The 12794-nt window shown below is 31.3% G+C and carries 12 protein-coding genes and 1 pseudogene; 10 read left to right on the top strand and 3 right to left on the bottom strand.

Annotation, left to right across the window (positions count from 1 at the left end; translation table 11 throughout):
* Nucleotides 1-25 precede the first annotated feature (25 nt).
* Nucleotides 26-961, top strand: a complete 936-nt coding sequence (locus FD18_RS07520) for a site-specific integrase (RefSeq protein WP_057719307.1) — start codon at nt 26-28, stop codon at nt 959-961.
* Nucleotides 962-998: 37 nt separating this feature from the next.
* Here FD18_RS07520 and FD18_RS07515 read toward each other — a convergent pair whose 3' ends face one another.
* A complete protein-coding gene (locus FD18_RS07515) occupies nt 999-2144 on the bottom strand; it encodes a restriction endonuclease subunit S (protein WP_200953895.1) in 1146 nt (381 codons plus the stop codon).
* 97 nt (nt 2145-2241) lie between these two features.
* Here FD18_RS07515 and FD18_RS07510 point away from each other — a divergent pair, with 97 nt between their 5' ends.
* From FD18_RS07510 to FD18_RS07480, 8 genes are all read left to right on the top strand, one after another.
* Nucleotides 2242-3633 (top strand): HEPN domain-containing protein, encoded by a 1392-nt coding sequence (locus tag FD18_RS07510; RefSeq protein ID WP_057719305.1) that lies wholly within the window; start codon nt 2242-2244, stop codon nt 3631-3633.
* Between the two features lie 325 nt (nt 3634-3958).
* Complete coding sequence (locus FD18_RS07505) at nt 3959-4870, top strand: restriction endonuclease (RefSeq protein ID WP_057719304.1); 912 nt, start codon at nt 3959-3961, stop codon at nt 4868-4870.
* 6 nt (nt 4871-4876) lie between these two features.
* Nucleotides 4877-5413, top strand: coding sequence for a hypothetical protein (locus FD18_RS07500; RefSeq protein ID WP_157053620.1), 537 nt, complete (start codon nt 4877-4879; stop codon nt 5411-5413).
* Nucleotides 5414-5418: 5 nt separating this feature from the next.
* Nucleotides 5419-5814, top strand: coding sequence for an ion transporter (locus FD18_RS07495; protein WP_338141087.1), 396 nt, complete (start codon nt 5419-5421; stop codon nt 5812-5814).
* Nucleotides 5815-5837: 23 nt separating this feature from the next.
* Nucleotides 5838-5981: a potassium channel family protein gene (locus tag FD18_RS10265; RefSeq protein WP_235499910.1), complete on the top strand. Its 144-nt coding sequence runs from the start codon at nt 5838-5840 to the stop codon at nt 5979-5981.
* Between the two features lie 556 nt (nt 5982-6537).
* The gene (locus FD18_RS10260) at nt 6538-6885 is read left to right on the top strand and encodes an ATP-binding protein (protein ID WP_235499909.1); all 348 of its coding nucleotides are present in this window, start codon (nt 6538-6540) and stop codon (nt 6883-6885) included.
* Between the two features lie 89 nt (nt 6886-6974).
* A complete protein-coding gene (locus FD18_RS07485; RefSeq protein WP_057719302.1) occupies nt 6975-7916 on the top strand; it encodes a restriction endonuclease in 942 nt (313 codons plus the stop codon).
* Between the two features lie 231 nt (nt 7917-8147).
* The gene (locus FD18_RS07480; protein WP_057719301.1) at nt 8148-9248 is read left to right on the top strand and encodes a sigma factor-like helix-turn-helix DNA-binding protein; all 1101 of its coding nucleotides are present in this window, start codon (nt 8148-8150) and stop codon (nt 9246-9248) included.
* A 256-nt stretch (nt 9249-9504) separates the two neighbouring features.
* Here the strand turns inward: FD18_RS07480 and FD18_RS10450 are convergent.
* A pseudogene (locus FD18_RS10450) lies at nt 9505-10670 on the bottom strand (YitT family protein).
* A gap of 104 nt (nt 10671-10774) precedes the next feature.
* Here FD18_RS10450 and FD18_RS07465 point away from each other — a divergent pair.
* Nucleotides 10775-11971: a CCA tRNA nucleotidyltransferase gene (locus FD18_RS07465; protein ID WP_057719299.1), complete on the top strand. Its 1197-nt coding sequence runs from the start codon at nt 10775-10777 to the stop codon at nt 11969-11971.
* A gap of 40 nt (nt 11972-12011) precedes the next feature.
* Here FD18_RS07465 and trhA read toward each other — a convergent pair whose 3' ends face one another.
* Nucleotides 12012-12677: a PAQR family membrane homeostasis protein TrhA gene (gene trhA / locus FD18_RS07460; RefSeq protein ID WP_057719298.1), complete on the bottom strand. Its 666-nt coding sequence runs from the start codon at nt 12675-12677 to the stop codon at nt 12012-12014.
* Nucleotides 12678-12794 lie beyond the last annotated feature (117 nt).

Below are 12794 nucleotides of genomic sequence, written 5' to 3'. Positions count from 1 at the left end.
CTTAATATTTTAAGGAGGTTTTTCTATGTCACAAAAGAAATATAGCACCAAGTTATTCTATAAGTATTACCTGGATTGGATTCATATTTACAAAGACAATGCTGTTCGACAAGTTACTCTTGATAAGTATTATTTAGTTCAAAAACGTTTGAAAGAACTTGCGCCAGATCTACATATGAATGAACTTAATCGTCGTAACTATCAACAAATTTTAAACTTGTATGCACGTAATCATGAAAAGACGACTACTTTAGATTTTCATCATCATCTGAAAGCCAGCCTATTTGACGCAGTAGACGATGGGTTATTAAAAAGTGATCCAACAAGGCGTGCAATTATTAAGGGATGCAGTCCTAGCGAAAAGAAAATAAAGTATTTAAACTTGTTTGATTTACAAAAGTTACTTAGATCATTAGATTTAAATTCTGAGCTTAATTGGGACTGGTTCTTTTTACTAATTGCTAAAACTGGTTTACGCTTTGCTGAAGCGTTAGCTTTAACTAAAGAAGACTTTGATTATGAAAAGCAGAGAATAATTATTAATAAATCATGGAATTATAAAGAAAAAATAGGTCACTTTCAACCTACCAAGAATGAATCATCTAATCGTACTGTTATGGTAGATTGGCAACTAATGCAACAATTCCAATCTTTAATTCGTTCTAAAGAAGATAACCAATTGATATTCTTTGATAAGAATCAGCGAGTGTATAATTCTACGTTAAATCAAAAGTTAGCGACGTATTGTGAAAAGCTAGATATTCCGATCATCTCAATTCATGGCTTGCGTCATACACATGCTTCATTACTTTTGTATGAGGGAGTCTCTATAGCAAGTGTGGCTAAAAGATTGGGACATAGTAATACAACTACAACACAGGAGACATATATACATATTATTCGTGAACTTGAAAATAAAGATAATGATAAAATATTGCATCATTTATCACAATTAGGATAAGTAAAAAGGACATCGGTTAGTGATGTCCTTTTTGTAGTTAGATAAACATGTTTTGGAGAAGGAATTGTTTTATATTTTCTAGTTTTTTTATAATTTCTTTCTGATCAGAAATTTGAGTGTCTAATTTTGATAAAACATTTCCAATTTTATTTTGAAGCTTAATGTCTGGAAATGTTAAATATAGGGACAGGAAATCAGAAAAACTAATACTTCTACCATCTCTCACACCATATGTAATTTTTTTTAGTAATTGAATAAAATTATAACTTTTAAATTTTTCTTTCCAATACACTGAGTTATAAGCTACATTATTTTTAAATTTAAATATTGTATATGCTGGAGAAGCAATCCCTGTCTTGTCTGAGTAAGCAAAACCACCTTGGAAAGATCGGAGATGCACTACAAAATCATCAGGTTCAACTAATTTATAATTAGTTAAATTATCATGGGTATACAATATATTCTTACTTTCGTCTTTCCTAAAAACCATTCCTTTATTCTGTGATGCAGAAAGAACAGGTAAATGTGAAAGTCCCTTTTTACTATACGAAATAAATAATTGATTAGCCTTAACTCGATGTTCAAATAGAAGATCATTTTTGTTAACTATCTTATCATTAAAAAATATATTTGATAGCTTCTTTTTTATGAGTAAATAGTTTTCCAATTTTCGTTGCTGAAGCGTGATTAATTTATCTAATACTTTCATTAAATTGCCTAAATAATTTTGTTCACTGGTTAAACTAGGAATATAAAAATTCATTCTTTTTAATTCACCAGTCGTAATTTGATTAATCGTAGCACCTAAATTTTTATGAATTTCTCTTTTAAAATTATCTGAGTCAAATATCGCATTTATGAAATTATTATTATTTGAACGAATTCCAGTCATAAATGCTCCAATTACAGCATTATTTAGATTGAAATTTAGCTTTGTATGTTTTCCAATTAATTTTCTTGAGCCATTTCGTACAACGACAATTATGTCGTCTTTTTTTACATAAGTACAGTTGACTATTTCGGGAGCTACAAAGATATTGTCTCCAGTTACTAATTGACCATCTTTAATGTTAGAAGATCTGATTACAAAAGTACCTTTTTCTCGAATATTTTCAGGATGATAGGTAAGACCACTATAGAAATCTACTAAATTTTTTAACTTACGTTGCTCCCAAACAAGAATATATAAATTTGGAATAATAATCTTTGATATACTTGTTTTTATAATTAAAGATTAAAATGTAGAGATTATAGTAATTTATAGTATATAGAAAGTCGAGATGACGAGGTTGAGTGGTAATTTAAGTGCTGATGCTAATAGGAAATATGACTTACTTTTAAAGAAAAATATGTTGGATGATTTTTCAATTGATGCTGGTTGGATGCCTATAAAATCTTATACTAATTTGTTAACAGATAAAGATAAGTTTAAATATGGTACTTTGAATTATAAAAATGGATCGATGACATTAGATCTTTTCCAAGGATGGCCATTAAAACATGGAGCTATTACTTTTGGGACAAAATTAAGACGAATTGACAATATTTTTGGATGTATCGCTGATAGTAATATGTATTACGTATTTATTCCTAATATTGCCAAAAGTGATACGCTCGATCTTCATTTAGCTATAACAAAACAATCATGGAATTTAATACAGTTTTCCATAACAGATTATCTTCCATATGAAAAAGTCACATTGAATAACTTGATTTTAGATTACAATATGTTAGATAAATGGATTGCTCCGGCACAGAAATTTGTGTTTAAAGATGATATGTCTTTATCAATAGTTAGTTCTGATAATATATTTCTGTCTAATTTTACTTTTAAAGGACAGGTATTTAATGTGTTTTTAGTGGGAGATATTTCTCAAAAAAGTAAAAATAAAAACCGAAATGTTATCTATACTAATAAATCGTATTTATTAATAGAAGGCGAAGATAACATTTCAACTTCTGATGCAATATACTTCGCCACTGAATTTAGAAAGATATTGTCAGTAATCCTTGCTTGTCCAGTTAATACAACGCAATTATCAAAACGTGGGATAAAAAGGGATAAAGCTACTCAGGTTTCTGAAGATGTATATTTTTTAGAAACGAGATCGCAGAAAGAAATGCCTGAATTAAGTGCATTTTATACGTTTCAATTTAATACAGATATTAATTTCAGTAAAATAGTGTCAAATTGGTTTAATGCTAGTTCAGAATTAAAGTTGCTAATACAAGACTATTTATTAACAGTAAACTATACAATGAGTATGCAAAATATGCTAATAAATTTAACACAAGGAGTCGAAGCATTTTATAGAAAAGAAAAAGTTATATCTCGTAAAAAAGCAAAAAAGTATCAACGAAATTTATATCTACTTGAAAAAATAGAAAAGATGTTAAGTACTTTTTCTAATGAATTCATAAATACGATTGAAAAAGATATAGGTATGAATATAAACAAGTGGGCAAAGTTAATAAAGAATACTCGAGTTTTTATTGTTCATGGAAATAAAAAAGGAAAAATTATTGAAAATACAACAGATTTATGGCATTCAGTACAACTACTTCAATATTTAGTACAAGTATTTATTCTACAAGAATTAGGAATGATAAATTTAAGTGAACAGAAAGAATTTAATCAAATAGATAAAATATTTAGCTCTGAAATAATTTGATGTTTTATAGCCCTTTTGTTTTATGGGCTTCCTCAACTGGTCTGTAATTATATTAGACATATTTTAAATTAAGAATTGCTTTAATATAACATGATATTTGATCGGAAAAATAGGAGTAGAAAGATCCTACTAAATCTTAGTATTACATGGACCATGGACTTTGATTTAATAGGATTTTTATTTATACAAAAGTTTTAAAGTATCTAAAATAAACTTTCTTTGCTCGAAAAAATATGCGTGCTCCCAAACAAGAATAGTGTAAATCTATGGTAATAATTTTGATATACTAGTTTTGAAATTTAATACTAGAAGATGGAAAACAACAATGACTAATTTCACAGATATGAATCGGCAAAATCAACAAGCTTATTTAATGAAACCAATAATTGATGAATTGAAACAAGTTGGCGGTCAGTCGACTACTAAAGACCTAAAAAGAGCAGTAGTTGAAAATGATAAAAATATTCCAGAAAATATACTAACGATGTATAAAACATCAAGAAAGGGAAGAAAATACTTACCATTTAATTTTGCCTTTAACTTTGCTATTTCCAATTTGATTATGGCTGGAATGCTCGAAAGACCCAAACAGGGGATAGTAATTTTGACTGAAAAAGGGCGTCAATATAATGGAACTAGTAAAGAATTAAGTGCCTCAGTTTACAAAATTTCCCTTCCTCAATGGCAGAAAAGAATTAATAAGAATAAAAAAGTGAAAAATTTTCAAAAAGACATTAAAGAGGATGAAACAATAGATGATGAAGAAGATTGGAAGAGTAAACTTCTTGACGCTCTACTCAGTTTAAGTCCTAGTAAGTTTGAATTGTTTTGTCGAGCTTTAGTAACAAAAATTAATGTAGATATTGATGAAACTATTGGTACTAAACTTACAGGTGATGGAGGCCTTGATGGCTATGGATACATTAGAACCGATGATTTTAGACCAGCTCGTGTGGCAATTCAAGCTAAAAGATGGGATCTTAGTAATTCAGTATCATCACTAGAAATTGATAAGTTTCATGGAGCAATGGATAAGTTTAGGGCTGAATATGGTATTTTCATTACTACTTCAACTTTTACAAGAGATGCTATCAAAGCATCCCGTGCTGGAACACGAGTAATCACTTTGATTGATGGTGATCATTTATTAGATTTAATTGCTAAATATGAGCTATATGTAACTAAGAAAGTGGTTACGACTTATGAACTAGATGATTTTTTTGAGGATAAGGATTAGATATACATGAAGAATAGAAGATTGAGAGTAATAAGTGGATGCTTAAGTTTATTATTTTTATTTACCATGACTGGCTGCTCAAGTCATAGTTCTACAGTAGTACATACAAAAAGTACAAATAATGCGTCACTCTCAAAAAAGAGAAGTGCAAAAAGCAGCAAAAGTAAGCGAAAAGTTGTAAAAAGTAATAATAAGTCAGGTGAAAAGCAGAGAGTTCAATCTCAAACTGTACAACAATCATCTAAGAGTAATATTCAAAGTCAGCCTTTACAAAATAAGGTTAATCCACAACAAGCTGTAAAAAATTCTAAACAAAATAATACACCTCAAGTTAATCAATCTCAGAATACGCAGCCACAGACTCAACTGCCACCGGCTAATTCTTTATCAGATTTCGTAAATAAATACGGCGTTTCGCCTTCACTTTATTTAATGCAACATAACAATATGAGTTCTAAGCAGGCACTTGAAGCAGTACCAGATAATATGAAAACTTCTGGCGAATTACAAACTCAACATAATATGGAACAAAATAATAATTAAATAAAATGTCCAAAAAAGAAAAACTATATAACTTCATAATGGCTATTCTGGCCGTAATATCTATTATTCTTGTCATTCTAGACTATGCTTCGATTATCAATTTAGACACTGGGGTATGGATGTGGATAGACAATGGTATCTTAGTAATTTTTGCAATCGACTATTTTTATCGACTGACTATTGCAAAAAATAAATGGAGTTTCTTCAAGCATAATATTTTCGACTTATTATCAATTATCCCTGTAAATGGAGTTTTTACACTTTTCAGACTAGCTCGACTAGGGAGAGTAGCAAGAATTACACGCTTACTTAGAGTTTTGCACTTAGTTGGTTTAACTGGTAGATTGAGAAAAATTCTTTATACTAATGGTTTAATTTATATACTAGTCTTAGCCTTTTAATTATTGGCGCTATTACTTACTCTATGACCGAGCATGTTTCCTTAGCTCAGTCATTTTGGTGGGCGATTGCTACTGCAACGACTGTTGGCTATGGTGATATTTCTCCTCATACTTTTGTAGGAAAAATAGTAGACAGATCGTGTTGTCGCCAATTAGGAAGCATGTAAATTGTCTAAGGAATATAGAAGTGTAGCGTTCAAGAAAATTTGAAATTAGTCAAAAAATTTTTGATATAACTCAAGATTAGGTAAACGAATATGTGTAAAAATAGGTCGTATGATAGCTTAGTATCTACTGATCAAGAAAGATATTGGAAAGGATGAATTAGGCATTAGAAAAATAACTGATGACATTTTGATTGCCTTAGAATTTAAAAATAGAGATAGTCACTATACCAATACTGGTACTCTCTTAGCAGATAAAAATAATTATCGCGGAATTGATATTGTAAGATTCGGTGAGACTATTAACATTATACTTGATCAGCGGGCTTATGAGTAGATGTCTATTCTTGAAGAAAATAAGCAAGCAATTGAAAAATATCGTCAATATTATCAGCGCTAAGAAATTATTGGATCTGAGCGAAAGACGATACAATCTATTCCCGAAAAAGCCTTTCGAGAAGCTGTAACAAATGCTTTAGTTCAACGTACATGGGATGTAAATACTCAAATTAAAATTTCCATATTTGATGATCGAATTGAAATTACTTCTCCAGGTGGCTTGCCAGATGGCTTGGGCAAAGAAGAATATTTAGCAGGCCAGATTTCTATTTTAAGAAATCCAATTATTTCAGGCATGTTTTTCCGTTTAGGCTTAATTGAACAATTTGGAACTGGTGTACAGCGTATTTTAAAAGAATATAGCCATAGCATTATTCAACCACAATTTCTGATTTATGATAATTCAATAACTATTAAACTCCCAGTTGTTCAAGAATCGCTTCAAGATTTAACTGGAGATGAACAAAAAGTTTATAGTGTACTGGAAGATAAAGAATTGAGTACTTCAGAAATTGTTCAAATGACTGGTTTTGGGAGAACTAAGACTTTAGATGTGATTAAAAACTAATTGATGATGGTTATGCTACAAAAATTGGTAGTGGACGCAGTACTAAGTATCGAGTAGCAAAAAATAAATAATATAGGATTTTTTAGATAATGATTGATTATAAAACACTGAAACATAGTGATAATGGAATGCCAACTTGGGATGCTTTTCTAGGTCCTGTATTGCAGGTGGCAAGTACTAAAAGAGAATGGAGAGGGAAAGAATTGGATCAAGCTGTTTTAGATGAAGTTAATTTACCTGAAGAACTTGCTAAATTAAGATATGCATCTAAATATCACGATTTAATTGCATATAATCGTGTCGGGTGGGCCTTAAGTGAGCTAAAATTATCGGGTTTACTTAATTCACCCAGAAGAAGTATCTATAGGATAAGTGAAACAGGAAAAGAAGCATTATATAAATACGGACTGAATATTACACGTGATTTTGTTCATTCTCAGGCAGCGTACATTGAACATCAAAATAAGTTAAAAAATAAAAAAGAAATTGATAATGATATCGCTGAAGATCAGACTTTTGAATTAACTGAAAAACAAATCAAAGATTGGTTTGATAAGCAAAGTAGTGATTTATCGGAAAAATTAATTGCTAAATTACGTAGTACGGATCCTTATCAATTTGAGCATATGATGGTTAAGCTCTTAAATGAGATGGGCTATAAAGGGACTAATGGACAATCCGTCGTAACTCAGAAATCTAATGACGGTGGTATTGACGGAATCATTAATCAAGATCCACTAGGATTACGTACAGTTTATGTGCAAGTTAAAAGATATTCAGAAAAGAATGTTGTAGGCAGTCCTGAAATTAATAGTTTCTTTGGTGCACTTAGACGTAAGCAAGCAGATCGTGGAGTATTTATAACTACTTCGTCATTTACCAGTGATGCACGAGAAGCAGCTAAACAATTAAATATTGCCTTAGTTGATGGTGAAATGCTTACTAATTTAATGATTCAATATAAGGTCGGCGTACAGGTCAGTCAAACTTATGAATTGTATGATATTGATGATGATTTTTTTGAAGAATAAAGATTAGCAGATTATTGTATATGAAAGTTGTATAATCACATGAGAACAGTGCAAGAAGTCTTAAGAAATATAGATGAAAATAAATTTATAGAACATTTTTTCTATAAGCATCCCTTAATGGTTAACAAGCTTGATGATGATATGACTATCGGTCAAATTAAGTCGAATTCTAAATTAATATTTCGGTTATAATCATTAACAAATATAAAAACAGGAATTGAATTTGAAGATATGGAAATAAGAATTGATAAAAACTTTGTAATTAAAGTTCCTAGATTTACTGATGATCTTGAAGATTTGCATGAATTGTATCAAATCAATTTTGGAATGTTTAAATTTAATAGCGATGATTATGAGTCTTTAAATACCAAGATCATTTTGTCTAAGAATGATTGGTGGAACAAGGCAATTGCATTATTAATTTTAAATGCTAATTTGATCACTAAGAAAATATACGACAAGGTACATAAAGAAGAATATCCGTACTATGCTTATCCTTATATTCAATTTAAAAACAAAATAACATTTATAGTTGAATCTTTAGCCATAAATACTATTGATAAATTGATTCAAGATCTAAAAAAAAATCAAAATCTAAAAATCTCTACCTATGTTATAAATGCAATGACGTACGCTTTTAATAAAGATGGCGACCAATTACACGGAACTAGATCGCAAATTATACGTATTCCCTTGCTTAAGAAAAAACAGCAGCAAGCTGAAAAGTGGGTGGATAAAAAAATAAAGTATGATAGCTTATATGGAAGGCCTAAAAGAAGCTATAAAGATGAGCTTGCAAAAGTTCGTAAGCAGATTGGCAAGGTCGATATAAATGCAAATAAATTCGCTAAATTAAAAAAGCAAGAAAGACAGCTAGTCGTTCTTAATGAAAATGAACCCTCAAAAAATCTTCCGTATTTTGTAGTAATAGATGAGATTACTTTACTACCGCCAAAAGAGTTAAATAATACAATTGATCAAAACACTTATTGTTTTAATAATCGATGGGGTTCAAAACCCTATGCGACGTTGCAAGATAAATTAGATATAGTTTTAGATATATTAACTGATCGGGAAGATAGCGTTCTACGATTGCGTTACTACATTGATAGTTTTGATGATGAAGAAGAACAGGTAGGAAAAGTTAGAAGTGTAAGCGATATTGCAAGAATTTTTGGCGTAAATGAGTATCGAATTAGACAAATTATAAATAAGGCAATAAAAAAATTAAAAACTCCAGAGCGTAGTGAACAAGTACAAGAATTTCTGAATATGAATTATGAAGTATTTGAAATTAAAGATGAACATAATCAATTACCTTATAGTTGGTAATTAGCAAAAGAAATATTATAGTTAAAGTCTAAATGGGTAACAATTTTACGTGCGCAATAAAAACGGTCGAAAAGCTTTTCGAACGTTTTTTTAACCGCAAATAGATTGAAAAATAAACTTTCGCTTTCTAAAATGCTAAAAAATGTTGATATTATAGGATCCTTATTTCAACTTTTGTATTACGCGCGAAAATTTGCAAGAGTTAAGGAATATAAAAAGTTGCAATAGATCTCACATTGATCTATTGGCATGTTAATTAGCTTAATAGCCAATCAATTAAATTAAGTTTTTGGATACCGTTGTAATTTGCTGTGCGATTGATAGTGTCTAAAGTTAATAGATATTTAGGGTAGGAATCGCGAATTTGCTCTAGTGATCTTAATTCACGTTTTAGTACTTTTTCATCCATGGTAGTTAAAGCAACTTGATAATAGGAGAGCTGCTTCATATCGCTAATCCCGACAAAATCAACCTCGTATTTACTGCTTTCTCCAACGTAAACTGCTTTATTGCGTCTAAGTAACTCCAAGTAAACAATATTTTCAATAATATGTCCGAAGTCTTCTTGATGATCAGGTAGGAGAATATTTCTAATTCCCATATCAACGCCATAATATTTGCTCTGACTGTTTAGGAGTTGACGACCGCGAATATCATATCTTTTTGCTTCATACATTAATAGACTGTTTAGAATACCGCCTAAGTGTCGATCAACCGTTTTGTTGCTAGAAGAATACCCAGCACTTTTGAGAGTATTAGTTATCTTATTAATAGAAATCTGACTGCCTATTGAAGAGTAGAGGCTTTGAATAACTCGTTCCAAAACTGGTGTGTCTTTAATATTTAAATCTGAAATAATGAAAAGTCCACGTGCTGCGTAAGAACCGGCTTGAATCGAGTCTGTGATTCGAGATAATATAAAGCTAGCAAGTAAAGTATAAATCATATGTTTAATATCGAGGTAGGAAAGTGGAATAGTCAATACAAAGGCGTCTAAAGCAAGAAGTGATTTTCCAACAGGAATACCTAATTTTAAGTCGAGTATTCTAGCGATAATATCAGTTCCGCCATACTTGAACACAATCCCAATCCCAAATCCTGAAAATAATCCAGCTAGCACACCTGCGATAAAAAGATCATGCTCCAAATTCAATTGGTTTATAATAGGGATGTGCAACCAAAAGATAAAAAGAAGGATAGGCAAAGTGTGCCCCAAATGGTTAAAGCAAGGGGCCGTTTGCCCATAAATCGATATCCGATTATAATTAGAGGGATATTTAGAAGTAACGTGGACAAGCCAGGATTGATGTGGAACCAATATCTAAGTAAAAGGGCGATCCCACTGATCCCGCCGTCAGCAAGTTTGTTAGGGATGCTGATGGCATCTAAGCTAAAAGCATAAGCGCTGCAGCCTAGAGTAATGAAGAAGACTTGTTTAAGTAGTTATTTATTAAAAATTTTATTCATGTTACTTCCTTCTTTCTATAATGAAGAACAACGGAATTTTAAGGGGAATAGGAAAATATATGAAGATTGATAATTTACCGGAAGTTTTTACTGCTGCGCTTCCAGTTTTGAAAAAAATTAATGAAGCAGGCTATGAGGCCTATTTTGTTGGAGGCAGTGTTCGAGATTTACTCCTGAAGCGTCATATTCATGATGTTGATATTGCAACTAGCGCTTATCCAGCAGAAATTAAGCAGATTTTTGAGAAAACAATTGATACGGGAATTAAGCATGGAACAGTAACTGTTCTTTATGGGGGCGAAAGTTACGAAATAACAACTTTTAGAACTGAGTCAGGCTATCAAGATTTTCGTAGACCAGATCATGTAACTTTTGTACAAAATTTGTCAGAAGATTTAAAGAGACGAGATTTTACTATTAATGCTTTAGCAATGAACGTTGATGGTAACATAGTTGATCACTTCGATGGTTTAGGCGACTTAGACAAGCGACTTATTCGTGCGGTAGGGAAGGCTGAAAATCGTTTCCACGAAGATGCCCTTAGAATGATGCGTGCCGTTCGCTTTATGAGTCAATTACAATTTACTCTTGAACCAGAAACAGAACAGGCAATTAGTGACAATCATGAATTGCTTAGTAAGATTTCAGTTGAGCGTATTCGCGATGAATTTGTAAAAATGGGCATTGCACCGGGTAGTCAAAAGGCCTTTCAAATCTTTTTAGATACAGGTTTATCTGAAGAAGTCCCAGGTTTTAAAGGTAAAAAAGAAAATCTTGCTCTTTATCCTCAACTTAATTTTAGTCCTACTACAGAAGCTAATCTATGGGCTTTAATGATTATTTTGTTGAAATTACCTAATGAAAAAATTGCTCACTTTATGCGTATCTGGAAAAACTCTAATGCAATGGAACGTCAGGTAGCTGATATTGTAAGTTTCTTTGATCTAATTAGTTCACGTGCACCAAATAATTATAATCTATATAAAGCAGGTTTAAGAACGATTGTTTCAACTATTGATCTTGCTAATATTTTAGGGCAGCCGATTAATGGTAGAGCTTTAGTAGATAGATATGAAGCGTTGCCAATTAAGGATAGTCACGATTTGGTAGTAGATGGGCACTTTTTATTAAAGAATGGTATTCCAGCAGGACCAAGAGTTGGTCTTCTACTAGAAGAAATTAAAAAGGCAGTGCTTGAAGGCATTGTAAGCAATAATGAAGAAGCGATTACTGAATATATAGCTTTAAATAATTAGCAAAATAGGCTAGTGAAGAAGAAAATCACTAGCCTATTTTTTAAACGTAAAGTAAAATTGAAAAATACATCAAAATTGATCCAAGTAAAACGAACATGTGCCAAATAACGTGAATATAAGGAACACCGCACATTGAGAACAGGACTGCTCCGACCGTATAAGCAACTCCGCCCCAGACTAAAAGCCAAAATCCAGTAGGCCCTAATACGGGATAGAGTGTGCTTGAAGCAATAATTACGATCCATCCCATTAAGACATACAAAATTGTATCTAAGATCACATGTTTTCCTTGATTGAAAATATAAAATAAAATGCCAAAGATTGCGAGCGCTAGGATAATACCGAACATAATCCATCCCTTAACACCGCCGATTGCGACTAAGGTATAAGGAGTGTAGGTTCCAGTAATTAAAATAAAAATTGAAGAGTGATCGAATATTTGAAACACTCGCCTAGCTCGGGTAAAAATCAAACTATGATAGAGTGTTGAAAAAAGATAAAGGATAACCAAACTAGAGCCATAAAGAGTAAAAGCTGTCACCCTTAAGGCACTTCCTGTATGAGCTGCTCTAACAATCAAAATTACTAAGCCTGCCACAGCTAGTCCAAAGCCGATACCATGAGTGATGGCACTAAAAATGTTGTTCAAAATGTTATAGGTTTTAGATTGATTCTTTGGTTCTTGCCACAATTGTTTAAAAGACATTCATTTATTCCGCCTTATAATAACTTTATAATCTATTTAATAAATTTTAACTCATTTTTGTATTTTTGATATACTTGAGGTTGTACTTAATAAATTCTAACATAGAATAATAATTAA

The sequence above is a fragment of the Lactobacillus taiwanensis DSM 21401 genome, from assembly GCF_001436695.1.
GTDB lineage: Bacteria > Bacillota > Bacilli > Lactobacillales > Lactobacillaceae > Lactobacillus > Lactobacillus taiwanensis.
Note: the sequence above shows the minus strand (reverse complement) of the source record. Positions and strands in the feature narration are given on the sequence as shown.